We start from the raw sequence: 26,439 nt of genomic DNA, 5'->3' as shown, positions 1-26,439 counted from the left end.
TTGCGGATACGCCGAGGTTCGCGTTCTGCGCCCGTGGGATCGCTGCGCTCGCGATTAAGCAGTTCTTGTTGTCCCACGCGGATCGCTCGACGGGATACACCCGTGGCTTCAGACACCAAAACGCTACTTCTACGCCCAATGGCTTCAGCCTCCGCAGCGGCGAATAACCGACGCAACCGTTCATCCAGAACCGGTTCAAGAAGCTCAAACCGCCGTTTTAGTGTGTCGCCATTGACCATGCCATAAGCATAGCAGCAGCCCTCAAAGTGAGACACTTATTTTGTGACAGGCCCTAAGTCCTGATACGTTATTTTCAGGGAGTTGCCTTACACTCTGACATCAAAACCAAGGAACTGCACGAAAGCGATGTCTTCTTCCGCGAACTGGCCAAGATCATGGCGCCGGAATCTGCCGATCGAGGTGGGAGGCTGCACGCTTTTGGCCAGTTGTTTAGTGACAGCGCTGGACGGCTCAATGGATAAAAAACCGAGTAGCTTGTCAATTTCTTGTTCGGGGTATGCGCACAGGTTGTCGTAATTCAGTAGCATAAATTGGCCGGGGTTTGACTCGGCCATGGCAAGAACGCGTTGATGAATGATACACCAAAATTTCAGAGCATAATAGGGTGTTGGGGCGACAGATTCACCCAGAAAATGCTTGCCCCAAAGCTTAAGTTGGCGTTGATTGGAGCTGTAAGCGACATCCAGCCCATTGCGCATGACATGAACATACTTGAGCTTGGGGAACCTCGTTATCAGACGATCTAGGGTGATGTGGGTGTTTGGTTCTTTCCAACCCCATGGGTTATCTGGCTTGTGGCGGTGCACTTGGTAAAGCAGTGGGTTGCCATGGGCGCTGAGCCAGGCTTTAATCTGGGGGTTGGCATATTGCGCTGCGAGATGTTCGGCTAATTGAAGTTGCTGCGGTGTAAAGTCAGTCTCACCAGTCATTGATTTGACAAAAATGTCAATCAAGGCATCAAAGTCAGCATCAGATATGGATAGGATTGTTGTACGTTTAAACAGCAGGGTGAATAGAAGGTTATCATTGGCCTCGTTTAGCAGGGATCCAATATAAAAACCGGTGTCTTTGAGGTGTTGTGCTATCAAGCGCGTTCCGCTGCCGCCCAAGCCGCCAACGGCAACAGGCGATATATCCGGGTAACAAAGGTGTGGCTTAGTCATGAATGCTCCAAATATTGTTATCTCGCGAATTGCGATAACGGGGTTGCCGGCGCTACGGATAGGCGCCTCGGCAGGGTGAAACTTTGCGATAGGGCGCACAAAGTTGGCACGAGAAATTGGTGCGAGAAATTGGTGCGAGTCCGCGTTCAGCGTGCTATCCTAACAAAAAGCGCATAAGCGAGATCTGCGAAACCTGCGGTGGGATCTTGCCTAAGGGTTAAGCTTATGCTTATTAAAGACCATTGGGAAACGGGCAGGACGTGTTCCCCTGGAAAGGGACGGATCAACCAAAAAACGAGGAACTGAAAACGTGCTGTCAGCCTTTGCCGGTCAACGGGTATTGCTGCTACAGGGGCCGATGGGGCCTTTTTTCTGGCGGTTGAAGCTGGATTTGGAAGCTGCAGGAGCGGAGGTTTTCAAAATTAATTTCTGTCCGGGGGACCGGCTCTATTATGCAAAAGACGCGATCGACTACTACGGCACCCTAGAGGATTGGCCGAACTACCTGAGCCGCCTGCTCGCGCGCCTTGATGTGGATGCGGTCTTTCTGTTTGGGGATTGCCGGCATTACCACATGAGCGTGCCCGACGTGATCCGCTGGCAGCGGGCGGTCGTTTATGTGTTTGAGGAAGGTTACCTTCGGCCGGATTTTATCACCATCGAAAGAGGTGGGGTGAATAACTTCTCATCTCTGCCGCGCGATCCGGCCTTCTACCGAAGCCAGGTGCCAAGCGTGCGGGCTGATCCGGCCCCGCGCAAGGTGAACAATGGCTTTTCGCGCGCAGTCTTCCATGCGATCATCTATGCCCTCGCGAATGCGGTATTGCGCCGGGGCTATCCTCATTATATGCATCATCGCTCGCTGTCGCCTCTGCCCCAGGCCTTTTATTGGGCGCGCGCGTGGTGGCGGAAGCACTATTTTGGGTGGCGCGAGCGACCGCTCGCCAAGCGCCTTGTTGGGCCTTTGAGTAAGCGCTACTTCATCGCACCGCTGCAAACCCACAATGACGCCCAGATCAGCGTGCATTCAGATTTCTCGAGTATCGAGGAATTTATCGAGCAAGTCCTGGTGTCCTTCACCCGGGGGGCGGCGCCTGGCCATTTCCTGGTGTTCAAGCACCATCCGCTGGATCGCGGCTATCGGGAATATGGTCGCTTTATCGCGCAGCGGGCAGCCAAATATGGCGTGGGTGAGCGCGTGCTCTATGTGCATGATGTTCACTTGCCAACCCTGCTTGATCATGCCCTCGGCTGTGTGGTGATCAATAGCACGGTCGGCTTGTCGTCCATTCTTCATAAAACACCGCTGTGCGTGCTGGGTACGCCAATTTATGACATGCCAGGTCTGACCTTCCAGGGTGGGCTTGACGCTTTTTGGCGTGATCCTGGAGTGGTGGATCATGATCTGTTCTTGCGCTTTCGTAGTTGGTTGCGCGCGCACAATCAAGCCAATGGCAACTTTTATCGGCCGCTGCCCGATGTGAATAATCACACGGGTGTGATTTGGCCGCCGGAACTGGAGCGGAACTGGGGGTTGGACAGGGTGCCGAAGCACGCCCTGCCGAGAGTGGTAGCGGGATCAACCGCCAGTACCAAGGTGAACCCGGTGGCACGGGGGAATTTGGCATCGCTAGAGGTTCAGCCAGAGCGCTGAGGCATCAGGGCCGAAGTACAAGGCTTAAGGATTTACTGTTTTTGGTTGCTTTGGCGTTTTGCTTTCGCTCGCGCGCTGCCGGCCAATGGTTTGTGCGTGCAGGTTTCGCCGCAGAATCAAATCCACCACATGCTGCTCGCGCTTGTTGGCGCGGCGGCAATGATCCTGCTGAAACACATTGGCAAAGCGCACCACCAGCCGCGCCCAGGCTTGATTTTCGCGCTCTCGCCAGGCGTGGGAGGAGATCGATTCCCACGAGTAGCCATTAAAGACTGAGGCATTCACAAAATGGTCGAGCGCCCGCACGCCGGCGCGCGCCCGCTGCACCCGCCCGGTAACTCCATAAAAGGCGAGCATCAGCAGGCCAAGTAATGCCAGGGGCAGCAGTAACAGCGATAGCCCAACGCCAACGAAAAATTCCTTCATTAATGGCTCCTCCCAAACTCCCAGCGCCATGTGGTGCCAATCCATCGTTCATGGTGTCATTGCTGCTATTATGGCAGGTTTCAGACCCATCCTGGGTGCCGGGTTGCTATCTGATAACGGATGGTGCGGGGCTATCGCTTTTTTGTTGTTTTTTCCGTCTATGTCTTTGTTCCAGCATCCTGCCGTTGCATTGCTCTACCGGCGTTATCCGCTTTTGGTCGGTGTTGCTCTGCTTGCGCTTACTGGGTGCGTGCCACCATCCGCCGCTGTGCGCGAGGACAATCCTAGCCGCCAAAGCGGGCTAGAGGTCTTTCAGCGCGCGCTTGACACGGCACCGGCGGGCGCCACCCGCAGCTTGTCGCAAACCCCCTGGGGGCCAGGAGTCATGGTGCAATTCCATCCGCCTTACGCTGCGGCCAGCGGACGCCGCTGCCGGCGCCTGACAGTGGAACCCCGCCAGCAGGCCCGGCCGGCGCTGGCCTGCCGGGAAGATGGCGCAAGCCCAGCCCGGGCGCCCACTTGGCAGATTGTTCGCCTGCTGCAAATCAACGGCCGCCCCGTGCTGCATCACAGCACGTCGCTCCTTTTATATGAGGGGGGCGCGCAATGATGGTATGTGCCGTGCGCCGGGTGTTGCCTCTCAGGCTGCTGCTGGTTTCACTGCTCTGGCTCGTGGTCGGGATAGGGCGGCCTACGCTGGCCCAAGGGGTCAGCGCCGAAGTCGACATTCCGCCCGAACAACGTGCCAAGCCCATGGTGGACGACCTCGAAGGGCCGCCGCAGATGTTGTCGCGAACACTCAACTACGGACCGGTCACCCCAACCCCCGCTGGTGCGAACGAGATCCCACCTTTCGGCGCCCGTCTGTTCCAGGGCGGTTTTCGCGCCATGCGCGTTTCGGGGCTCAACCCCAGCTATCGCATCATGCCGGGCGATCAGGTCACGGTGCGCGCTTGGGGCGCTCTGCAGCTCGACGCGGTGCTCCCGGTCGATGCCCAGGGCAATGTCTTCATCCCCCAGGTTGGCCCCGTGGCCGTGCAAGGCGTCTCCGCTGGCGAGCTTGACGCGCGCGTGCGCCAGGCCATCAGCGAGGTCTATACCGATAATGTCTCGGTTTACACCAACCTGCAGGGGGTGCAGCCGGTTGGCGTGTTTGTGACCGGTTTCGTGCCCTCGCCAGGGCGCTACTCGGGCACGCCCAGTGATTCGGTGCTGAATTATCTCGACCAGGCCGGCGGCGTTGATCTTGCTGCCGGCAGCTTCCGCAAGATTCATGTGCAGCGCGGGGGCGAGGTCATCGCGCGCGTGGACCTCTATCCCTTTCTGCTCGATGGGCGCCTGCCGCGCTTGCAGTTCGAGGAGGGCGATACCATCGTGGTCGATAGCCAGGGCGCCATGGTCACGGTGCTTGGCGATGTCGCCCAGCCTTATCGCTATGAGCTTGCTGGACGGGCTGAGACCGTGCGGCAACTGTTCGAGTGGGTGCGCCTGCGCCCCGGGGTGTCCTTCGGTTTGTTGAGTGGGATGCGTGAGCAGGGGCCGATCTCCGAGTATCTCGCGCTCAGTGATTTGCGCCAGCGGCGCCTCCATGATGGCGATACTATCGATTTTGTCGTGGATCACCGACGCGAGACTATCGTGGTGCAGATTGAGGGCAGCTTTATTGGCCCCTCGCGCTTTACCATTCCGAGGGACGCGCGCCTGACGGAGCTCCTCGACAGCATTCCGGTACAACCGCAACTCGCCGATGTCGACAGCATCTCGATTCGGCGCGAGAGCGTGGCCCAACGCCAGCGCGAATCCCTGCATGAAAGCCTGCGGCGGCTGGAGACGGCCTATCTTGGGGCGTCATCCTCAACGGTAGACGAGGCCAATATTCGTTTCAAGGAAGCCGAGTTGATTCAGGATTTCGTCAAGCGCGCGCGCGAGTTGGAAGTCAGTGGGCGGCTGGTGGTCGCCAAAAATGGCCACATCAGCGACGTCGGGCTGCAAAATGGCGATGTGATCACCATCCCCAACCGGTCTGATTCCATCTTTATCAGTGGCGAGGTCGTGGTGCCCCAGGCCATGGTTTACACCAGCGGCCTGGATGTAAAAGACTACATTGATCGCGCCGGTGGTTTTACTGACCGTGCCGACCGTGGCAACATCCTGCTCGCCCGCCAGAGCGGCGAAGTGGTGCGGGCAAAAGGCATTACGCCGAGCCCTGGGGACGAAATTCTGGTGCTGCCAAGGGTACCGACCAAAAATCTGGAACTAGCCAAGACCCTCACCCAGATTCTTTACCAAATCGCGGTCGCCACCAAGGTCGCACTCGACCTTTAGCCTCTGGATTGCTTGCCATCCCTGCAACCCCCTGAGCTAGTCATCGAATGCGTACCCACTGGCAGGTCACCTGGAGCGTCTGGCACGCGCTTTTCATGCGCGAGGTACTCGCGCGGACCATGAATGATCGCATGGGCTGGTTCTGGATGCTGGGTGAGCCCATGATGTTTATCGGCTTCATGGTGAGCATTCGCTCTTTTATGGGGCGCACGCGAGAAATCATTGGCGCGGAATTTATCCCCTGGCTCATCATCGGCCTGACCGGGTTTTTTCTCATTCGCAACGCCATCACCCGCGGTATGAGCGCCATTCAGGCCAACAAAGCGCTTTTTGCCTATCGCCAGATCAAGCCGGTCGATCCGCTGCTGGTGCGCCATGCCATGGAGGGCATGCTGCAGACCATTGTGCTGCTGATTCTGCTTGGCTTGGCCGTTCTGGTCGGCATGGATGCCTTGCCAGATGATATGCTTGGAGTGGGCTTTATGTGGCTGTCGCTTTCGCTTCTCGGGCTGGGGTGCGCCCTGGTTGTGTCCGTGGTGGTGCGATTGATCCCGGACCTGGAGCGATTGATCAAAATGATAACCTTCCCGCTGCTGATTCTCTCGGGTGTTATCCTGCCGTTGAACCGTTTTCCGCCGAAAATGCTGGAGTATCTTATGTACAATCCCATTGTGCATGGTCTGGAATTGCTGCGCGGGTCCTATTTTTCTGGCTACCACCTGCTCGCTGGCGTGAGCCTGGAGTATTTTTGGCAATGGATACTGATCACACTCGCGCTCGGTTTGGCGCTGCATACGCGCTATGAACACCGCCTCAAGGCCCAATAAGCGCCGAATGACAAGTCAATGATCGAAGTCAAAAACCTCTACAAACGCTACCACAACCAAACGCGCCAGTCCGTCGAGTGGGTGCTCGAGGACTTGAATTTCACGCTGCCCAAGGGTGTCAGTTTGGCGGTGATTGGCCGCAACGGCGCCGGTAAATCCACCCTGATGCGCTTAATTGGCGGGGAGGATCACCCCGACCGCGGCGAGGTCATCCGCCGCTGTCGCGTCTCCTGGCCGATCGGCGTCACCGGTGGCTTTCAGGGTAGCATGACTGGGCGACAGAACCTGAAATTTCTCGCCCGGGTGCATGGCTACACGGATCGCATCAAAGAAGTGATCGACTTCATGCAAGATTTCGCTGAGATCGGCAAGGCCTTCGACCAACCCATCAAGACCTACTCCAGCGGCATGCGCAGCCGCTTCGCCTTTGGCGTCTCCCTGGCCTTTGATTTCGATGTGTATTTATCCGATGAGGCCACCGCTACCGGAGACGCGGCCTTCAAGGCCAAGGCCAAGCAGGTGTTTCATGATCGGCTCGGCAAGGCCAGCGTCATCATGGTCTCGCACGAGGAGCAGATCTTGCGCGATCTCTGCCAGGCCGCCCTGTGGCTGCGCAAGGGCGAGCCGCCGCTGTGGTTCGATGATGTGAACGAGGGGTTGGATGCCTATAACGCGAGCGTCAAGTCCCCCAAGAAAAAATCCGCAACGGTCGCCCCGATTCGGAAAGCTGCGTGAATGCCCTGCGCCGCCAACCGCTTTGGGCGCTGATTCTGCTGTCCATCCTCGGTGCCGCCATGTATTGGTCGCTGATCGCAAGCGACCGTTATCTCTCCCGCGCGCATGTGGTCTTACTGAGCGCGCAAATCGCCAAGTCCGAGGGCGGACTTGCCGCCATCGTGGCAGGCCAGACCAATAACGATCTGCTGGTATTGCGTGATTACATGCTCTCAACCGACATGCTGGCCATCCTGGATGCCGAGCTTGGCCTGCGCGCGCACTACGCTGATCCGCATATCGACCGCCTGTCACGCCTGTCTGCTGCGGGCGTGCCCATGGAGGACTTCCATCGCTACATGCTCAAGCAGATTTCGGTCGAGCTTGATGAATATGCCCAAGTGTTGAGAATCTCCGCCCAAGCCTTCGACGCCGAGACTGCGCAACGCATGGTTGAGGGGCTGCTCAAGGCCGGCGAGGAACACATGAATGCCATGGGCCACCGCCTGGCCGAGGAGCAAGTCCGCTTTATCGAGCGCCAGGTTGAGGCAGTCCAGCAGCGCATGGTGGAAGACAAAGAGCGCTTGCTCAACTACCAAAATGAATATGGCCTGGTGTCGCCACCAGAAACCGTCGCGAGCATCAGCACAGTGATCGCGGGTTTGGAAGGAGAGCTGGCCAGCTTGCAAGCGCGCAAGGTGGCACTGAGTCAGTCGCAAAGCGCGCGCGCTCCGGACATGCAACGCGTGGAGAGCGAAATCAAAGGGGTGCGAGAACAAGTCGCCCGCGAGCGCGCGCGTCTCGCCCGTACTTCGGGAGACGCACTCAACCGCCTGTCCGCCGAATATGACCTGCTAACCCTGCAAGCGGAATTCTCCAACCAGCTCTACGCCACTGCGCTAACCGCACTGGAGAACACCCGGGTGGAAACCGCGCGATCCCTCAAACAGGTGTCTGTGCTGCAAACCCCCACCTTCCCGGAGTATTCCAACCGGCCCAAGCGCCTGCACAACACCATCGTCTTCGCACTGCTTGCCGCGCTGACAGGACTGATCCTGCAGTTACTCATCGCCATTATCCGCGATCATAATGATTGAGGTTCGGGGTCAAAGGTTCGAGATGCCAATTTTCTCAATCAACAACAAGCGGGTTTTTTTTTACCACATTCCCAAAACTGGCGGCTCCTCGCTGGAATTTACCATGTCAGCCCTGGGCGTGACCGTGGAGTTGTGGTCAATCAAACTGCACAAGAACAAGGCGGCGGGCTTCCCTTGTTCGCCACAGCATTGGCATCAAGCCATTATCACCGAAATCTTTTCAGACTTTGAGCATGAGTTCGCGGTCATTAGGCATCCGGTTGAGAGAATGGTTTCGGAGTATAAGCATCGCGCCCGTCTTGCAATGAAGAAAAACCAACCACAGCAGCCCTTTGCTGACTGGGTTGATATTGCATTAAAAAGGCAAGGCAAAAATCCATACATCTTCGATAATCACCTGCGCCCCCAGGTGGAATTTATTGGTGAGGCCACGGAATTATTCAAACTCGAGGACGGCCTGGACAAACCTATGGCCTATGCCTGTGATTGCTTAGGAATTGAAAAGCCTGCAGGCATCCCCGCGCTACTGCGGGGGCAAACTGTTTCAGTGGATCTTGACGATGACGTCCTGGATAAAATTTGCCAGTTCTACCGGGCGGATTTTGACGCCTTCGGCTACGACCAGGCGACTGTATCAGCGCCAACCAGGGAATAACCTTGGGCCACGCCTGCATCATTGCCAAGGGCTCCTTTGGCGACGTCATCCCAATCTATGCCTTGGCCCGCGCCCTGCAAGCGCGTGGCCATCAGGTCACGCTGGCCACCCAGACGCAGCACCTGTGCGCAGCGCGCAGCCTGGGGCTGACCGCGCAAGCGCTTGATCAAGACCTAAGTGCCACGCCCAACAGGGCAAAGCCCCCGGCGCGCGCCCTGTCATGGATCTCCAACGAGGCCTTCGGCGGCTCCGCCCGCGCCCTGCAAGCCGAGCTTCAAGTCCTTGGCCCCCTGGTCGCCCGCGCCGACGTGGTCATCGGCAACCAGCTCGCTCTGTGCGGTCCACTGGTGGCGGCACAACATGATCGCCCCTGGATCTACTGCGCTGTCTCGCCGCTGGGCTTGGCCTCATCGGACAACCCCTGCCTGTTTCCCATCCTGCACAAGCTCCAGCGCATCGCCCCCGCACAACCTTGGGTAAATGCCCTCAGCCTGGCCGCTGTGCGTGGCTCCAGCCACTTTCTCAGCGCCCCGCTGAGGCAAGTGCAGGCGCGACTCGGACTCACTCACCTGGGCCACCCTCGCTTTGAAGGACTGTACTCCCGTGCACTGAATCTGCTGCTGACCTCGCCGCAGTTTTTCCATCATACCCCCGCTGTCCCGCCCAACACGGTGGTTACTGGCCTGACTTGGCAGGAGGCGGACTTCCTCGGCCAGGCGGAGCAACTCCAGCGCGCGCTGGAGTTTATTCGCGCCGGCAGCCCGCCCATTCTCTATGCCCTGGGCGGCCATGCCCGCGCGCATCCCGGCGATTACTTTCAGGAAAGTATCAGAGCCAGTCGCGCGCTTGGCCTCCGCACCCTCATCATTGCCTCCTCCAGACTCCATGCGCAGCTCCCATCAGCCACTGACGTGCATGTGACCTCCTATTTGCCTTATTCAAAGCTCTTCCCGCATGTTCAGGCCGTGGTGCATTCCGGCGGCATCGGCACCATCGGCTGGGCGTTACGTCACGCCCGGCCATCTCTGCTGGTCCCCCAGGCCGATGACCAATTCGACAACAGCCACCGCGTCCAAAGCTGCGGCTGGGCACGGGTGCTGCCGCGCGCGCGCTACAAGGCCCCCCATCTCAGCCAAGCCCTGCAAGCAACCCTGGCCGATACCGCCATGCTGGCGCGACTCAAAGCGCTACCGCCCTTGCTTGCCGTCGAACAGGGCGCGAGTCTTGCCTGTGATCATCTCGCGTGCTTCCTTAGCCAGAACTAAAAGACCGACTGGAGCGCAGGAATTGCTTTTTATTGTCCGAAGCAAGGTTAAGAAGCTGTCTGAAAACCCGTTTACGACCTACGCCAAGCGCCGAGCAAGCAGATGAATCATCGCGGCCTGAATCATGGCTTCGCTGTTTCGTGTCAGCACTTCATAGTCCTTGGAATGTCGCCGATAGTTGAACAACCAAGAGAACGTGCGTTCAACGACCCAGCGGCGTTTGACCAGATGGAAGCCAGAGGACGGGCGTTGAACCACATCCAGATCGATGGACGGCGAGATCACGCGTGCCAGCCAGGCTTTGAGGGGCGCTCCATCGTATCCCCCATCGACCCAAATCTTGCGCAGCCAACGCGTGGCCCCTGTGTGATTGTCCGCCGCCTCATGATGGGAACGAGCAACGAGGCCGGTTCGCGCACCTTCACCCTGCTGGCCAGTGTGATCGAAACCTGCCGTCAGCGCGGGCATCTACCTTGGCCTTATCTGGCTAGCGTGATTGCTGAACGTCGCGCTGGTCGTCCGGCAGCCACCTTGCCGGTTCGGTCGGGGGTCTTTGAACGATTACGTTTCGCGCTCAATTCAAAACGCAGCCCGGTCGCGGGCATTGGCCAAGCGCCCCAGCAGCGGACGTACCATTAGACGATGCCACCATGGCGGGTTCCCGCCGCGCGCGCGCCAGGCCAAGAGTTCATCCAACGCCCGTTCCGCCGTGGTATAGCGCCCCGTAACGCGGCTCACATAGGAGGGATACAACAGCAGTGTCCCCGCTACCAGCTCATCCAAGCTCAGTCGCCGGGTGCGTCGCGCCAACGGCAGTTTATCCTCGGTCAACCCCCAGCCGGCATAGAACGGCTGGCCATGGCAGACCACCCGCTTGCCGCGCAGCAAAGCCTCGAAACCCGCCAAGGAGGTGAGCACCCAGACCGCATCAACGCCATCCAGCAACTGGGCCATGGGCACATCCATGATCAGCGCGTCACACCAAGCGCGCGCCTGGAACTCATGCTCGCCTGCGGCTCGCAAACCGGCCACCACATCCGGGTGGGGTTTGTAGAGCAGATAAGCGTCGGGATTCGCCTCACGCGCCGCGTGTAGCAAGTCGAGATTGCGTCGAATGCCAGGCGCGCCGCGTCGAATCGAGGCATCTGTCTCGACCTGCCCAGGGACCAGAATGACCGGGCGCGCCGTCGATGGTCGCCGCCAGGCAGCTGTGCCGACGTTGTATTTGGTCAGCCCAGAGGCCACAATCCGCTCGCGCAGGCGTCGTGCTCGCTCCAGTAAGGCGGCATCAAACACCTGCGTTTGTAGAATGTTTTCAAGTTCCGACGGGCCGCTCGGGTCATAATAAAGTCCGCGCTTATCCACCACCCAGGATAAGGGCGTCACCAAGTCCGCCCCTAGGCCGACGGAGCGCAAAAAGCCATCTTCCAGCCGCAACACCTCACGCCCTGCGGGAGCTGCGGCCATGCCCCAGACGGCAAGAGGGGTGTCATCCGCAGAGGGCTGACGAGCGAAGTGAAGTTGGCTGCCCTGCAAAAAGCGCTGCACCAGCGGACGCTTCCAGGAAGAAAAGCCCGCAGCTTCTAATGCTGCGGGACAGCGCTCGCGCATTCGGCGTTGCAATCCCATCCATTCCACCAAGCGCTCAACCTCGCAGCGTGCGCCGGTTTCCGGATCCAGATAGCGCGGCGCGGCGATCAGCGCTCCATGAATCACCTGTTCAATGGGCACAGGTTTACGGCGCTCCGGCGCTGGCAAGGCATCCTCCGTCAGGCCCCAGCCGGCATAAAACGGCAGGCCAAAGGTGCGCACCCGTCGGCCCCAGAGCAGCGCCTCAAAACCCAGCTGCGAGGTGACGGTATAAACTGCCTCGACTCGCTCCAGCAACGCCACTGGATGCACATCCTCACTGAGCACAAGCACGCGCTCCCACTTGGCCAACTGAGCAGGCTCAAAATGTCCGCGCTTGCGGCCGGCGAAAACATCCGGGTGCATTTTGACCAGCACCGTCGCCTGCGGATGTTCCGCCAGCGCCGCCTCGAGCATGTGGGAAAAATCCGCCGGACTCGCCAGCCCACGGGAAATAGACTCATCACCAAAGGTTTGGTCCACCACTAGCACCGCCGGAGAGGGCAGGGCGGTGCGTGACTCGCGCAAGTGGTTATACTTCGACACCCGCGCGGCACGCCAGGCCGCGCGTAGCGCCCGCGCGCGCTCCATGTCGGCGGTGGAAAGGGGCTGCTGAATCAAGCGCTCAACCTGCGACGGTCGCGAGGCATCGTAATAAACGCCTAGATCATCCACAATCAGCGACAGGGGCGGATCCTGATTGCCCAAGCCGACTGAGCGCAGAAAGCCATCTTCCAACGCCAGATAGGGCAAACCGCAGCGCCGGGCCAATGCGCGCGCCTTGCGCGAGCTAGGTTTCAGTCCCCACCCTGCGACGGCGGACAAGTGACTCCGGGAGGGAAAGCCGCCAACCCTAGTCACCGCCTCGCCAAGCAAAGCCTCCAGCGCCTGAATGCGCAAAATGCCCCGCGAACAAACTCCGATCATAGAATTTCCAACGCCCTCGAACATCAATGCAACAAATTGATTCAAAGAATGCAGACACGCTGGCACACTGGCTCTACCATGGGGACCAGTCGTTACGAGTCACCGCAAGATCATAAAACAGAACCATGCACCAGCACGCGGATCAGGGTCGGAAGCTGCCCGCACAATGCGTTCACTTAATCGAGGAGCGCCCCAATCCGTCGACGGACTACTTCGTATTGCCGGCTCTGCAAGTGGCAGGATACTCGATTCAGCGGCATGTTTTCGGGCAGCCTGTGCCAGATTTCGCGCTGCTTGAGCGGTCAAGGGTCGTGTTCGTTCGGTACATTCCAACGGCCTGGGCGAGAATTGTCCAGCAGCATCGCGCGTGCCTGGCGTCAGTCATCTACTTCATGGATGACGACCTCTTCGATCTCGGTGCTGCGCATGGCACGCCGCTGCGCTATCGCTTAAAACTGGCCCGTCTCGCCACCCGGCGTCAGCGCTGGCTAAAAGCGCAGCGCGCCGAGTTGTGGGTCTCGACACCCTACCTGCAAGATAAATATGCCGCCTGGCAGCCCCGGCTTGTGCAACCCTTCCCACTGGCCAAATCCCCGTCCGCTCCTGGACCAGATCCCAGCGCCGATGAATACATTCGCCTGTTCTACCACGGCAGTGCCTCGCACCAGGCCGAAATCGACTGGCTCTATCCTGTTATCCAAGCTGCTTTGGCAACCGAACCCCGCCTCAGCTTCGAAATCATCGGCGCTGCCAAGGTCAATCGCCGTTACAGGCACCTGCCTCGCACCACCGTGATTCACCCCATGTCCTGGCCAAATTACCAAAGTTTTCTTGCCATGCCGGGTCGCCACATCGGGCTTGCCCCCTTGCTTGACAACCCCTTCAACCGCGCGCGCTCCTGTACCAAGTTTTTTGACATTACGCGCGCGGGTGCGGTTGGTATTTACAGCCCCGGCCCTGTTTGTCGTGCCACCGTCAATCCTGGTGTCAATGGTCTCGTAGTTCCCCTCGTAATCGATAAATGGGTGCAAGCGATCATAGAACTCGCGCGTGACGCCATTCTGCGCCAACGCTTGATACAAGCTGCAGCAAACCATCCACCGGCTGGCTTATGAGCGGTAGCTTACTCAAGCAGGGCAACCGGGCACTGCGGACAAAAGATTATCCCGTAGCGATTGATCTCTACCGTCAGGCGCTTGCGCGGCAGCCTGGTCTCGCGTCCATCATCGCCGCGAACCTGCGGTTTGCCGAGCGCAAGCAGCGACAGCAAGCAGGCATACAAGAACAAGTCAAAAAACACAAAAAAAAGAAAGCAAGCCTATATCAGCATCAGCTCGAAATGTTGTTGCGTGAGGCTGTGCCGCTCGCGATCACCGACACTATAGGAGCAACCGCACAAGCCATTGACCGGTTGTTGGCCGAAACTTCTTATTGTGTTCAGCCGCCGCAGCTGGTGAGCGTGATTATGCCGACCCATAACCGCGCTGCTGTTATTGGGGAAGCGATCACCACGGTGGTTGAGCAGCGTTATGCGCATTGGCAGCTCATCGTCTGTGATGATGCCAGCACGGATGATACAGCCGCTGTGGTGGCAGAGTTTCATGACCCGCGCATCGAATATTTGCCCTTGCCGAAGCGCGGTGCCGCCGCAGCCCGCAATGCCGGTTTGCAGCATGCGCGCGGTGAAATCATTGCGTATCTTGATAGCGACAATTTTTGGCATCCCGATTACCTGGCCATTGTCGCAGCCATGCTAAGAAAACATCCAGGTTGTTCTGCGATCTATGCGGATGACATTACGTGTTACTATTCGCAGGAGAATGCCCCGCATATTGAAGGCTTTCGTGGTGGACCCTTTGACGCGGAACGCTTGTTGCAATCGAATTTTATTGATCTAAACTCTTTCGCGCACCGGCGAGAGCTATATGCTTGCTTTGGTGGGTTTGATGAGGCTTTACCGCGTCTGCAGGATCAGGCATTAATCATCAAATACACTTGGCTGCGCGATCCGCTGCATTTTCCGTATCCTGTGAATCTCTATCGACGTGATCCTGGCCTGCATCAAATCGCGAATGGCTGCGGCAAGGATTCTGCGGCGGTACAGGTCAAACAAACCACCGAACACTATTTTCGGCAAGGTCTGCCACGGCGCCGAGCGCATCGGGTCAAGAAGCTGAGCATTCTCTCGTGGGACCACTGTCGCAACCACCACTCCAAACCCTTTGCCTTGGCTGAGGCTTTGGCCGATGAATACGCAGTACAGTTAGTTTCGTTCGACTTTTTTAATGAGGGCCTATTTGTGCCCCTACGCGATGTGAATCCGCACTTCGCGACCTGGTCGTGCCCAGGCAAGACATTTCCTGGGTTCTTTAAGGTATTGGACAAAGCCCTTGACGCCTTGAATGGCGACTTGCTTTACGTCGTCAAGCCGCGACTCCCCAGTCTCGGACTCGCACTACTCGCCAACCGTAGCACTGGAGTCCCGATTGCACTTGAAATCAACGATATGGAGACTATCGTGAGCCGTCCCGGGCAGGCAGTCCAGCATCTTCAGTTGCCTTTGGAGGCAGTGAATTGGTCGGACCCGGAGCTGCGAAATCCCTATAGTGAGCGTTGGGCACAGGTGCTTGATCCTATCGCACAAGAGTTGCCGATGGTGCTGACGCACAACACAGCCCTTGATGCACATTTCGGCAATCGGTGCTTATACATGCGTAACATCAAGGATGAATCGATCTACGACATCCATCGTTACGACCGCAGCGCGATTCGCAGGCAGCTTGGTTTCCGAGCCGATGATCGGGTGATCTTGTTCGGCGGATTGCTGCGCGCTCACAAAGGCGTGTATGAGCTTCTGGAGATGATCGAGCATCTGGGTGACGCGCGATACCAACTCTTGTTTGTGGCCTCCCAGGCCAGTCCAGAGCAAGCGCGGATCGCAGAGCTTGCGCGGAGTTCGGATAAGCGGCTGCGGTTGCTGCCGCCCCAGAATCGCGAAGGCATGGCCCGGATCAACCTCGCTGCCGACATTGTGATTCTTTGGCTCAATCCTGACATCCCCGCCAGCCACTACCAGATGCCCTACAAGGCCACGGATGCACTGGCCATGGGCACCCCAATCATCGCGAATGCCATCTCCGACTTCGCTGAGTTGGGCCGTCAAGGCTACTTGCGACTCGTTCCCTATGGCGATTGGGCTGGCATGCGCGCTACACTTAACACAATTTTTGCCGATCCTATCGCCCGGCAGCGCCAGATCGACGCAGGTCGTCGTTTGTTTCAACGTCAGTTCTCTTACATGGCTGCACGCAGCAATCTGGATCTAAGCTTGTTCCGGGTGAGGAATGACACAAAAGGAGTGCTTCCCGTGGCCGAGCGTTTTGGTGCGGCTTTTGACCGGTTTCGTGCCCAGGCGCCGCCAAAATAATTGGTTGGCGCACGGGAGTTGTCCCCAGAAATATTTTTGATGTTGATATGAATAAACTTCTGATCGTAGGCCACCCTTCGGCAGACGGCTGCGGCCTGGAGGCGATGCTAAAGCCGTTGGGGTTTGCCGAGGCACAGCCGTCGAAACGCGAGCAGTTGTTGCCCGCACAAATCACAGAAACCATCTGCAAAGCGCATCGGGTGCCTTTGCACGCCCATGCCAGCGGTGAGCAGCCCCTGTCTCCGCTGAAGGTGGGTGCGGTCTGGTATGGCTTGGCGCTTGATTTGGTGTTGGGGAATATCGATCAGCCCGCTTGGTACTGGTCTGATCCGCGTGCTATTTTTCTGCTCGATTATTGGCGCGGAATTGATCCGGAGCTGCGTTTCATTCTGATCTATGACGATCCCGGGCAAGCCCTACTACGCGTCCCGTCAGAATCCGGCGCATCAACAGCGAACATGCTTGACCACTGGTGTCGGTACAACCAGGCGTTGCTTGCGTTCTACCGGCGTCATCGCAGCGTCTGCACCCTTGTGCATGCGCAAGGCGTTTTGCAGCAGAGCGCCGAGCGCGTCAGACAGTGGCTCGACGTGCCAATGATCGCGCCTGCATCCTCAGGCCCGGCACCGGCTGAGCGCTCTGCATCGACAACCTCCGACGCCTTGGCTGAGCTCCTCACACAAATTGGCATCGCGCCAGACGATAAACGCGTCGGCGAGATGACAGGCCGGGTGGTGGCCTCATATTTGCTGCCGCAGCTGCTTGCCACCCATCAAGCCAGCGCCTTGCTGTATGAGGAATTGCAAGCAACGGCCAATGTATCTGGTGCGCTAAAGCAGGCTGACAAGCCAACGGCTGAGGCGGCTTGGCGCAACTTCATTCAAACCCGTGAGCATCTAGCCAATTTCATCAGCCGACTGTTCTCGGAAAAGAACGCGCTTCTTGCGGAACGGCAACAGGAGCAAGCCACGCATGAGAAAGCCCTGGCCGAGTTACAGGCAAAACCGGCGCCCGTAGATGAATCCAAGCTGAAGGATCTCGAGGAAGAAAACGAGCTGCTTTTATTACAGCTGCATCAAGTGCAGGAAGAGCTGGAACGCTATTTCCTGGAAAACCAAGCGCTGAAAGAAGGCCGGCCAGCAAGGCTCAAACCGGTTGCGCCCAAAGTGGATCACTCCGGCGGCCCCCACTACGGCGCTGCCGAACGCGTCAAGCAGCAACTCACCTACAGGCTCGGCGCCATCATGGTCTCCTACTCCAAGAAGCCAAAAAAATGGCTCCACATCCCGGGTGCGCTGATGAAGGAGGCGAAGCAATTCGACCGCGAGAAGCCGGAGCGAGAGGCAAGAAAGCTCCCACCAATTGACACCTACGCCGACGCTTATGAGGCCGAAAGGGTCAAACGGCATCTTTCCTACCGTCTCGGTACCGTGCTGATGGAGAATAGAAAATCCCCCCTCGGCTGGATCACAATGCCCTGGAAAATGCATCGCGCTGTCCGTGAGTTTCGGGCAGAACGGAATTAATCGATGAAAGCGCTTGATACCCTCATTCACCTCGGCGCCGGCCCTTGCCGCGAACTCGAGGCACACCTCGCCTCCGGCGCCAAGCGCCTGATGCTCGTCGAGGCTGACCCGCAATTGGTAGACTCTCTGCGGTCACGAGCCCAGGGGCTAACCCAGGTTAGCGTCACCCAGGCAGCTTTGGCCCCTACAGCAGGCGCTGTCACCTTCCACCGCTACAACCTGCCTGACGCGGGCAGCTTGCAGCCGGCTACCGGCCTCCACAACCTATTTCCTGGCCTAAAGCTGCAAGAGAAGCTACCGCTGCAAGCCCTCGGCATTGGGGATTTCATCAGCTCGCTTGCACTCGCGGCGGAGGGTCGCCACCGGCTCATCATCGACCTGCCCGGTCAGGAGATGGCTAGCCTGATGGCACTGACCGATGCTGGTCAGCTGCAAGGTTTCTGGCAGCTCGATCTCCACTGCGGGAATCAGCCCCTCTACGAACAGACGGTTGCTGCCGAGGAAATCCTCGGTTGGTTGGGTGAGCAAGGCTTCGACCTAATCGAGCGCGACGATGCGCACGATCCTGACCGGCCGCGCTGGACATTCAAGCGCAATGATCTTCTCATGGAGCTGAAAGCGGCTAAGGCAGAGGCAAGCCGACAAACCCTGCTCGCCGCCGAGCGGGCGGAGGAACTCAAAAAAACGTCCCAAGCCAGGGACCAAGTTCAGGCGCAAATCGCCGAGCTGACCAAAGCCAGGGATGCTGCGAAAGCCGAAGCGGACAAGCAAGCCCAACTCGCCGCCGAGCGGGTGGAGGAACTCAAAAAAACGTCCCAAGCCAGGGACCAAGCCCAGGCGCAAATCGCCGAGCTGACCAAAGCCAGGGATGCTGCGAAAGCCGAAGCGGACAAGCAAGCCCAACTCGCCGCTGAGCGGGTGGAGGAACTCAAAAAAACGTCCCAAGCTAGGGACCAAGCCCAGGCGAAAATCGCTGAGTTGACCAAAGCCCGAGACGCCGCGAAAGCCGAAGCGGAAAAACAGACCAAGTCAGCGGCCCAGTACAAAGCAGAAGCCGAAAAGCAAGCACAACTGGCCGCCCAGCATGCCGAGCAACTCGCCGAACGCGACCAAGCCCAGGCCACGCTCGCGCGCGACAACGGCGTTATCCTGCGACTACAACAGCTGCGCGATGCCGATCTCAAAGACCTGCAGCAACGCTACGCGCAAGTCCTTGAGCAAAAAACCAAGCAAGATGCCCTGCTCAAACAGCTCACCGAACGCCTCACCGCCGCCTCCGGCTACCTGCACCAGCTTGAGCACAACCCCGTAGACGATACGCGAAAACTCACCAGGCATCACGGAAAGTCCAGCAAAAAGCGCAAGAAAAAGTAAGCCGATGCACCGCTCCACAACCAACAGCGCCTCGCCTCGCTTTCGCGAAGCCATCGACAACGCCCTCGACCTGCTGCACAACGACGCCGAACCTCCAGCCTCCACCGCCAAGGAACTCGCGCATCCCCTGCCCAGCCTGCTTGAGCAATGTCAACAACTGCTTACCGAGGCCGATGTTCAAAACCCGCCACCCGTGCGTACCGTCCACAGCCTTGCCTGCACCGGCGGCACGCTCATCAGTCGCTGCATCGCCGCCCAACCCAACACGCAGGTGCTCAGCGAAGTTGACCCCCTCAGTCCCTTCGTCCCCGGCGGCTTTCTGCCGACTGACATCATCGGCCTGAGCCGCTTCAGCTCCCGCCCCGCTGACCGCGAAACCCAGATCCTGCTCTTCCTCGCCGGCCTGCAAGCGCTCTATGATCAAAGCCTTCGCGCAGGCCAGCATCTCATCCTGCGCGATCACAGCCACGGCCATTTTCACTTCAGCGACACCATCCCTGATCGGCCCACGCTGCGCGACATCGTCCAGCGCACCCACCCGGTGCGCTCCCTCGTCACCGTGCGCCACCCGTTCGACGTCTACCTTAGCCTGCTCGACACCGGCTGGGTGCAGCACTTCAGCCCACCCACCCTCAACGAATACGCCCAGCGCGTCCACGCCTTTCTCGATGCCTACCCGGACTGCCCGCTGATTCGTTACGAAGATTTCGTCGCCGAACCCACCACCGTCATGCCAAGCATCTGCGAGGCCCTGGCGCTCAGCTACAACCCCGATTTCACCGACACCTTCGCAGTCATCGAACTCTCTGGCAACACCGGCCGCAGCGGCGATCTGATCAGCCCCCGCCCGCGCCGCCCGCATCCGCCCAGCCTTGATCAGGAAGCGCAGGCCTCCGATGCCTATCAAACCCTGCTCGCCCGCCTGGGCTATCCGGCATGATGCACAACATCCTCCTCAGCCCCACCAACGACTACGTCTTTAAGCGGCTCTTTGCCGAAGCCCCCGAGCTGCTATGCACGCTGATCAACGATCTACGCCCCGATCTCCCCGACATCACCTCCGTCGAGATCCTCAACCCCAATATCGAACCCAGCGAACTGACCGGCAAATACATCATTCTTGATGTCCTGGCTCGCGATGTCGACGGCCATTGCTACAATGTCGAAGTGCAAGTGCGCCGCTATGGTGCCTGGCACAAGCGCGGGCTGTTCTACCTCGCGCGCACCCTCGGCGGTCAGTTGAGCAGCGGCGAAGATTATGGCGAACTGCGCGCCTCGGTCGGCCTGCACTTGCTCGATTTCGACCTCTTCACCGCCACCGAGGCCGAACGCCAGCAGGCCCTCTGGCGCTTTGAGATGCGCGATGAAACCCAGCCCCAGGTCTCGCTCGGAAACATCCTGCAGATGAACCTGATCGAACTGAAAAAGGCCGACCGCCTTGGCCTATCGCCCAGCCCGCTACGCGCCTGGATTACCTTCTTTAAACATTGGCAGGAGGAACTCACGATGGCCACCGTCACCCATGAACCGGTTCAACACGCCATGCACCGCATCCGCCAACTCAGCGCCGACGAAGAAGCCCGTCGCCTCGCCTTCGTGCGTGAGCGGGCGTTGCATGACGAGGTCTCGTTTTTAAATGAAGCCAAGCGAGAAGGGCGCGAAGAAGGGCGCAAAGAAGGGCGCAAAGAAGGGCGCGAACAAGGTCGCCTAGAAGAAGCTCGCGACCTTCTCCGCGCGCAGCTTGGCGCCAAATTCGGTGAGTTGCCAGACGCAGTTACCGATCAGATTACCACGGCCGACCACAAAACACTCAGAGGCTGGATCGGCAATGTGCTCTTGGCCGACAGCCTGGATGCACTCTTCAAGCACTGACATGAACTGCATCCGCCCACTCAGTGCCGATAAAGCAGAATGACGACTCCCTGCTCATGCCAGCCCCTTAGAACCTTCGCCCCAACCCGCGCACGCGCCCGAACGCCAAAGCCCCCTGCAACGCGGCAACGCTGCCCTGCGCGCTGCCCGTTATGCCGAGGCCATCATCGGCCACTATGCCTGCGGGCTGCTCCAGCTCTTGCCCGACGCCGCCAGCATCCCATCACCGGCGCCGGCCGCCGCCCCTGGCGCGTCGCCGTCGCCTGCTGGTCGCTGTCGGAAAACCCCCACGGCCGCGCCCAGGATCTCGTGCAAGCCTCAGCATCCCCAACACGACCCCAACAGCTGATGCACCCAAATAACCAGGCAGGGCGATAGCGTGCCGCAGCCCCTAACCCAATCCCCCGACCGCGCCGAGCAAGCCCTCGACGCACTCTAGCAAGTGTTCGACTGCGGCGTTGATCGCCAACCCGCCTAGCCGGCGTCGGCTGCCTGAACCTCGCCGCCACGCAATTTCGCCTCGCCAGCGGCGCGGCTGTCACCCTTGCGGAATCCATCGAAAGCCAATTGAACGAACGGCTGACGCAAATGCGCGCCAAACTCGAGCGCGAACAACAACAGCGCAGCAAAAACAGCCTGGATCAGGTTGAAAACTTCATTCGGCTCCAAGCCTACATGGGCGGCGATATCCTGATGCCCGAGATGCACGCCTGGCCGATCAGCCCGGATCTCGGCGTGTTACTCATCCGTTTGGTCGAAGCCACTGCCTATGATTCGGTGATCGAATTCGGCTCCGGCGTCTCCACTCTGATCCTCGCCCATGCGCTGCATAAAACCGCCGCGCGCCAGCAACGCACGCCCGCACCCTTTCTTAGCGTCGAGCACCTCGAACAGTATCGCGACCAAACCGCCGCCCAACTGCAACAGGCCGGGCTGCGCGACCGGGTCGATCTTTGTCTGACACCACTGAAACCCTATCAGGCCGAGAACGGCAACACCTACCCCTACTACACTATCCAAACGGCGCTGCAGCAGCTTGCCCGACAACGATTCGACAACGCCCGCGTGCTGGTACTGGTCGATGGTCCACCGGCGGCAACCGGCCCCCAGGCGCGTTATCCCGCGCTGCCCCTGTTGCTGGACAGCTTCCCCGCCAGCACCCAATTCGATATCCTGACGAACGACTACATGCGTGACGACGAACGCGCCATCGTCGCCCTGTGGGAAGCCGAGTGCCACAAGCGCATGCGTCCGTGTGCAAAGCAGGAATACACCAAGATGGAAAAGCAGGCCTGCCTGCTGCAGATTGAGGGCCAGGTGGCATGAACATCCTCACCGTCATCGGCACCCGTCCCGAAGCCATCAAAATGGCCCCGGTGGTCAAAGCCCTGCAAGACAGCCCAGTCTGCCAAGCCCAACTCTGCGTCACCGCGCAGCATCGGCAGATGTTCGATCTGTTTGAGCTGACGCCCGATCACGACCTCAACATCATGCAGCCGGGTCAGGATCTCACCGATATCACCAGCAACATCCTGCTTGGTCTGCGCGCCATCCTGCGCGCCGAGCGCTATGACCTGCTCCTCGTCCACGGCGACACCACCACCATGGCCGCCGCGCTCGCCGCCTTTTACGCCAAGGTTCCGGTCGTCCATGTCGAGGCCGGTCTGCGCACCGGCAACATCCACGCCCCCTGGCCCGAGTAGATGAACCGCAGCCTGGTTGGCCGCCTCGCCAGCCTGCATTTCGCGCCCACCCCGCGCGCCCGCGACGCCCTGCTGCGCGAAGGCGTTGACCCCGCCAGCATCCAGGTCACCGGCAACACTGTCATCGACGCGCTGCAACAGGTCGTCGCCAAGCTCGAAGCCGATGCCGCCCTGCAGCAGCGTTTCCAGGCCCACTTCGACCAGCTCAACCCCAGCAAACGCCTGATCCTGGTCACCGGCCACCGGCGCGAGAACTTCGGTGACGGTTTCGAGCGCATCTGCCGCGCCCTCAAGCGCCTCAGCTAGCGCGGTGATGTGCAAATCCTGTATCCTGTGCATCTCAACCCGAACGTCCAGGAACCCGTCAAACGTATCCTCAGCGACGCCCCCGACGTGCTCCTGATCGAACCACAGGACTATCTACCCTTCGTTTACCTGATGTCCCAGGCCCATCTCATCATCACCGACTCCGGCGGCGTGCAAGAAGAAGCCCCCTCGCTCGGCAAACCGGTGCTAGTGATGCGCGAGACCACCGAGCGACCCGAAGCCGTCGACGCCGGCACCGTTCGCCTGGTCGGCACCGACGAAGACAAGATTGTCACCGAAGCCAACTGCCTGCTCGACGACCCCACCGCCTACTAAGCCATGGCGCGCGCACTCAATCCCTACAGCGACGGTCTAGCCGCTGAGCGCATCCGCAAAAGACTGGAAGCGGCCGATGCCTGAACTCTCCCGATTCCTCGGCATCATCATCTACATGAACTGGGGCGACTACCCGCCGCCGCATTTTCATGCGCGTTACGGTGACTACGAAATCATCGTTGAAATCAAAACCGGCGTCATCCGCGGTGAATTTCCCAAGCGCGCGCTGCGTGCCGTGCTTGAATGGGCAGGTCTGCATCAAAAACAGCTGATGCAGAATTGGACATTGGCCACCGAGCACAAGCCACTGAGCCCAGTTCCACCCTTGGAGTAAACCATGCCCTTTTTGCACACCCTCAGCATCGAGCCCCGCGAGCCCTACCGACTGCAAGTCACCTTCAACAACGGTGTCAGCGGCGAAATCGATCTATCCAACGAACTCTGGGGCGAAGTCTTCGAGCCACTGAAAGATCGGCAGTTATTCAAAACCGCCTGCCAACATCCCGAGCTTGGCACCGTCACTTGGGCGAATGGCGCCGACCTAGCGCCCGAATACCTGCTCGAACTCCTGCAAAAACAAACCAAGGACGCGGCCGGCCTGAAACCATGTTCAACCACATCGCCATGATCGGCCTCGGCTACATTGGCCTACCCACCGCCACCCTCTTTGCCGCGCGCGAGAAGCAGGTCATCGGCGTCGATGTCTCCCAAAGGGCCGTCGATACCATCAACGCCGGTCGCATCCGCATCGTCGAGCCCGAGCTCCTGGTGCGCGCCGCCGTCCAGCAGGGCTATCTGCGCGCCACCATTACGCCGGAGCCGGCCGATGCCTTCCTTATCGCCGTGTCCACGCCCTTCAAGGACGGTCACAAGCCCGATCTCAGCTACATCCAATCCGCCGCCCACAGCATCGCCCCGGTGCTGCAAGTCGGCAATCTGGTGGTGCTGGAATCCACCTCGCCGGTCGGCACCACCGAACAGCTCGCCGCCTGGCTCGCCGAGGCACGGCCCGATCTCAGCTTCCCGCAACAGGCGGGTGACGATGCGGATATTCAGATCGCCTACTGCCCGGAGCGCGTGCTGCTCGGTAAGGTGGTGCATGAACTGGTCGCCAACGACCGCGTCATCGGCGGCCTGACCCGCAAGGCCAGCGAACAGGCGGTGGCGCTCTACCGCATCTTTGTCGAAGGCGCCTGCATCATCACCAACGCCCGCACCGCCGAGCTGTGCAAGCTCACCGAAAACAGCGCGCGCGATGTCATCTTCGAGCCACTGAAAGACCGGCAGTTATTCAAAACCGCTCGCCAACATCCAGAGCTCGGCACCGTCACTTGGGCGAATGGCGCCGACTTTGCGCCCGAATACCTGTTTGAACTCCTGCAAAAACAAACCAAGGAAGCGGCATGATACCATGCTCAACCGCATCGCCATGATCGCCCACGACGACATCGACCTGTCCACCGCCCTAACCCGGAAACATGCGCTATACTCCATGGATGAGCACAGCGTTCTTGGCCGAGCAACAACAACGGAGCCACCTCTTGTCCAGACCGGCACCCAACCCCGCAGCCAACAAGACAGCGCGTTAGCGTGCCCCAGACAGCCACCGCCCTGCAGCAAGGCAACGCTGCCCTGCGCGCCGGCCACCACGCCCAAGCCATCCGCCATTACGCCCTCGGCCTGCTTGATGAAGCCCAGCACCGCAGCGGCCCCATCGCCGCGCAACTGGCTCACAACCTCCTCCTCGCGCACCAGCACTACCGTCGCCAGCATCCCGTCACAGGCACCGGCGCCGGCCGCCGCCCCTGGCGCGTCGCCGTCACCTGCTGGTCGCTCTCGGAGAACCCACTCGGCCGCGCCCACGTCCTCGCCAGCCTCTACCAAGCCCTGGCCGAGAAGCCCGCGTCCGGCATCGCCAGCGTCGCCGTCATCGGCAGCTTTTTCGCCCGTCGCGGCCGCGCGCTCTGGCCACCGCTGCGCGACCATTTTCATCAGGGGGCCGATCCCGCGCCCGGCCCAGGCGCCATCCCCCTGCACAGCATCCTGGTCGAAGACGACCGCCACTTCATGGCCCAAGCCATCGACCTGGTCAGCGCCCACCCCTTCGACCTCGTCCACCTCTGCAAGCCCCGCATGCCCAACATTCTCCTTGGGCTGCTCTACCGCTTGCTGTGGGATGCCCGCGTCCTGGTGGACATCGACGACGACGAACGCGCCTTCGTCGGTGGCCAGCCGCTGTTGCGCGCGGGCGCTAGCGCGGGTGCTGGCGACGGCGTCGGCTCGCCCGCCGAGCACGCCCTCGCGCACTGGCTGCAACGTTACCATGGCCTGCCACCCTGGGACGACCTGTCCGGGCGCCCCTGGACCGAACTCGGCATGAGCCTCGCCACCGCCTTCGACGGCCTCAGCGTCGTCAACCGCGCCCTGCAACAGCGCCACGGCGGCGCCATCATCCGCCACGCCCGCGACCCGCGCCCGTTCCAGCCCGCCGCCGCGCCCCGCGCCGGCGCCAGAGCCCACGCCAGAGCCCGTGCCCGCGCGCGCTGGCACATCCGCCCCGCGCAACAGATGGTCATCTTTCTCGGCACCCCGCGCGGCCACAAGGGTCTGCTCGCCACTGCCCAGGCGCTCGCCAGCCTGCGCCAGCCCGAACTGCTGTATCTCATCGTCGGCCGCTTCCCGCCCGGCACCGAGGCACTCAAACAAGCGCTGGAGGCGGTCCACGCCAGCGGCGCGCTCGCCATCCGCATGCTTGATGACCAGCCCTTCAGCGCGATCCCCGAGCTGCTCGCTGCCGCTGATCTCGCCGTCCTCCTGCAAGACCCGGACTCCGCCGCCGCGCGCGTCCAGACCCCGGCCAAGCTCAGTGATGCGCTCGCCATGGGCCTCACCGTACTCGCCGAGCCCACCCCCGGCCTGGCCGATCTGGCCGAGCAGGGCGCCTTCATTCCGGTCGACCGCGCGCAACTGCCGGCGCAACTCGCCGCCGCGCTCCAGGGCCTGCGCCAAACCGAGGCCCCAACCGACCAAGCGCACCCCGTCTTCACCCGCGAGCTCAGCCTGGCGGTCAACCGCGAGCGCCTGCAAGCCCTGGTGGACGCCACCGCCCGGCGCGCCGCAGCCCCCGCGCCACTCGACCCCGCGCTCGCGCGCCTTGCCGCGCTGCCCGCCCTCGGCCCGCTGCCGCGCGCC

23 protein-coding genes and 2 pseudogenes are annotated in these 26,439 nt (G+C 60.1%); 20 read left to right on the top strand and 5 right to left on the bottom strand.

What is annotated here, in order from left to right:
• A pseudogene (locus CKO36_RS19385) lies at positions 1–239 on the bottom strand (ISAzo13 family transposase); the annotation flags it as partial.
• 87 nt (positions 240–326) lie between these two features.
• Positions 327–1,184: a sulfotransferase family protein gene (locus tag CKO36_RS13240; protein ID WP_200284535.1), complete on the bottom strand. Its 858-nt coding sequence runs from the start codon at positions 1,182–1,184 to the stop codon at positions 327–329.
• Positions 1,185–1,494: 310 nt separating this feature from the next.
• Here CKO36_RS13240 and CKO36_RS13235 point away from each other — a divergent pair, with 310 nt between their 5' ends.
• Positions 1,495–2,838 carry a capsular polysaccharide export protein, LipB/KpsS family gene (locus CKO36_RS13235; RefSeq protein ID WP_200284534.1) on the top strand — a complete coding sequence of 448 codons (1,344 nt, stop codon included), beginning with the start codon at positions 1,495–1,497 and terminating at the stop codon, positions 2,836–2,838.
• A 24-nt stretch (positions 2,839–2,862) separates the two neighbouring features.
• Here the strand turns inward: CKO36_RS13235 and CKO36_RS13230 are convergent, their stop codons facing one another.
• A complete protein-coding gene (locus tag CKO36_RS13230; RefSeq protein ID WP_200284533.1) occupies positions 2,863–3,264 on the bottom strand; it encodes a hypothetical protein in 402 nt (133 codons plus the stop codon).
• 160 nt (positions 3,265–3,424) lie between these two features.
• Here CKO36_RS13230 and CKO36_RS13225 point away from each other — a divergent pair, with 160 nt between their 5' ends.
• From CKO36_RS13225 to CKO36_RS13195, 7 genes are read left to right on the top strand one after another with little or no spacing between them, the layout of a single operon-like run.
• Positions 3,425–3,874: a DVU3141 family protein gene (locus tag CKO36_RS13225; RefSeq protein WP_200284532.1), complete on the top strand. Its 450-nt coding sequence runs from the start codon at positions 3,425–3,427 to the stop codon at positions 3,872–3,874.
• Positions 3,871–5,589 (top strand): polysaccharide biosynthesis/export family protein, encoded by a 1,719-nt coding sequence (locus CKO36_RS13220; RefSeq protein ID WP_200284531.1) that lies wholly within the window; start codon positions 3,871–3,873, stop codon positions 5,587–5,589. Before CKO36_RS13225 ends, CKO36_RS13220 begins: the two co-directional genes overlap by 4 nt.
• A 47-nt stretch (positions 5,590–5,636) precedes the next feature.
• Positions 5,637–6,416 carry an ABC transporter permease gene (locus CKO36_RS13215; protein ID WP_200284530.1) on the top strand — a complete coding sequence of 260 codons (780 nt, stop codon included), beginning with the start codon at positions 5,637–5,639 and terminating at the stop codon, positions 6,414–6,416.
• A gap of 18 nt (positions 6,417–6,434) precedes the next feature.
• Positions 6,435–7,151 carry an ABC transporter ATP-binding protein gene (locus CKO36_RS13210; RefSeq protein WP_200284529.1) on the top strand — a complete coding sequence of 239 codons (717 nt, stop codon included), beginning with the start codon at positions 6,435–6,437 and terminating at the stop codon, positions 7,149–7,151.
• Positions 7,148–8,227 (top strand): chain-length determining protein, encoded by a 1,080-nt coding sequence (locus tag CKO36_RS13205; protein WP_200284528.1) that lies wholly within the window; start codon positions 7,148–7,150, stop codon positions 8,225–8,227. Before CKO36_RS13210 ends, CKO36_RS13205 begins: the two co-directional genes overlap by 4 nt.
• Before the next feature lie 22 nt (positions 8,228–8,249).
• Entirely contained in the window at positions 8,250–8,882 is a 633-nt protein-coding gene (locus CKO36_RS13200; RefSeq protein ID WP_200284527.1) for a sulfotransferase family 2 domain-containing protein, read from the top strand.
• 2 nt (positions 8,883–8,884) lie between these two features.
• Positions 8,885–10,147 carry a glycosyltransferase gene (locus tag CKO36_RS13195; RefSeq protein WP_200284526.1) on the top strand — a complete coding sequence of 421 codons (1,263 nt, stop codon included), beginning with the start codon at positions 8,885–8,887 and terminating at the stop codon, positions 10,145–10,147.
• Between the two features lie 78 nt (positions 10,148–10,225).
• Here CKO36_RS13195 and CKO36_RS19815 read toward each other — a convergent pair whose 3' ends face one another.
• On the bottom strand, positions 10,226–10,615 hold the full coding sequence (locus CKO36_RS19815; protein WP_200284525.1) for a transposase: 390 nt from the start codon (positions 10,613–10,615) through the stop codon (positions 10,226–10,228).
• Between the two features lie 111 nt (positions 10,616–10,726).
• Positions 10,727–12,703: a capsular polysaccharide biosynthesis protein gene (locus CKO36_RS13185; protein WP_200284524.1), complete on the bottom strand. Its 1,977-nt coding sequence runs from the start codon at positions 12,701–12,703 to the stop codon at positions 10,727–10,729.
• Between the two features lie 392 nt (positions 12,704–13,095).
• Between CKO36_RS13185 and CKO36_RS13180 the strand changes: the two genes are divergently transcribed.
• From CKO36_RS13180 to CKO36_RS20305, 12 genes and pseudogenes are all read left to right on the top strand, one after another.
• Positions 13,096–13,818, top strand: coding sequence for a glycosyltransferase family protein (locus CKO36_RS13180; RefSeq protein ID WP_242469600.1), 723 nt, complete (start codon positions 13,096–13,098; stop codon positions 13,816–13,818).
• The gene (locus CKO36_RS13175) at positions 13,815–16,130 is read left to right on the top strand and encodes a glycosyltransferase (RefSeq protein WP_200284522.1); all 2,316 of its coding nucleotides are present in this window, start codon (positions 13,815–13,817) and stop codon (positions 16,128–16,130) included. Before CKO36_RS13180 ends, CKO36_RS13175 begins: the two co-directional genes overlap by 4 nt.
• A gap of 206 nt (positions 16,131–16,336) precedes the next feature.
• The gene (locus tag CKO36_RS13170) at positions 16,337–17,656 is read left to right on the top strand and encodes a hypothetical protein (RefSeq protein WP_200284521.1); all 1,320 of its coding nucleotides are present in this window, start codon (positions 16,337–16,339) and stop codon (positions 17,654–17,656) included.
• 3 nt (positions 17,657–17,659) lie between these two features.
• On the top strand, positions 17,660–19,030 hold the full coding sequence (locus CKO36_RS13165) for a coiled-coil domain-containing protein (RefSeq protein ID WP_200284520.1): 1,371 nt from the start codon (positions 17,660–17,662) through the stop codon (positions 19,028–19,030).
• A 4-nt stretch (positions 19,031–19,034) separates the two neighbouring features.
• Positions 19,035–19,970: a sulfotransferase family protein gene (locus CKO36_RS13160; RefSeq protein WP_200284519.1), complete on the top strand. Its 936-nt coding sequence runs from the start codon at positions 19,035–19,037 to the stop codon at positions 19,968–19,970.
• Positions 19,970–20,902 carry an Rpn family recombination-promoting nuclease/putative transposase gene (locus tag CKO36_RS13155; RefSeq protein ID WP_200284536.1) on the top strand — a complete coding sequence of 311 codons (933 nt, stop codon included), beginning with the start codon at positions 19,970–19,972 and terminating at the stop codon, positions 20,900–20,902. Before CKO36_RS13160 ends, CKO36_RS13155 begins: the two co-directional genes overlap by 1 nt.
• 567 nt (positions 20,903–21,469) lie before the next feature.
• Positions 21,470–22,228, top strand: coding sequence for a class I SAM-dependent methyltransferase (locus CKO36_RS13150; RefSeq protein WP_207161471.1), 759 nt, complete (start codon positions 21,470–21,472; stop codon positions 22,226–22,228).
• A pseudogene (wecB, locus tag CKO36_RS13145) lies at positions 22,225–23,247 on the top strand (non-hydrolyzing UDP-N-acetylglucosamine 2-epimerase). The gene CKO36_RS13150 and the pseudogene wecB overlap by 4 nt, the downstream one beginning before the upstream one ends.
• Positions 23,248–23,323: 76 nt before the next feature.
• Complete coding sequence (locus tag CKO36_RS13140; protein ID WP_200284517.1) at positions 23,324–23,581, top strand: DUF4160 domain-containing protein; 258 nt, start codon at positions 23,324–23,326, stop codon at positions 23,579–23,581.
• Between the two features lie 3 nt (positions 23,582–23,584).
• On the top strand, positions 23,585–23,875 hold the full coding sequence (locus CKO36_RS13135; protein ID WP_200284516.1) for a DUF2442 domain-containing protein: 291 nt from the start codon (positions 23,585–23,587) through the stop codon (positions 23,873–23,875).
• A complete protein-coding gene (locus CKO36_RS13130) occupies positions 23,854–24,654 on the top strand; it encodes an NAD(P)-binding domain-containing protein (RefSeq protein WP_200284515.1) in 801 nt (266 codons plus the stop codon). The genes CKO36_RS13135 and CKO36_RS13130 overlap by 22 nt, the downstream gene beginning before the upstream one ends.
• Before the next feature lie 183 nt (positions 24,655–24,837).
• On the top strand, positions 24,838–26,439 hold a 1,602-nt coding region (locus tag CKO36_RS20305), incomplete at its 3' end, for a glycosyltransferase (RefSeq protein ID WP_200284514.1).

Source organism: Rhabdochromatium marinum, assembly GCF_016583795.1.
Classification (GTDB): Bacteria; Pseudomonadota; Gammaproteobacteria; order Chromatiales; family Chromatiaceae; genus Rhabdochromatium; species Rhabdochromatium marinum.
The sequence above is the reverse complement of the archived record's forward strand: the minus strand, read 5'-3'. Positions and strand labels throughout refer to the sequence as shown.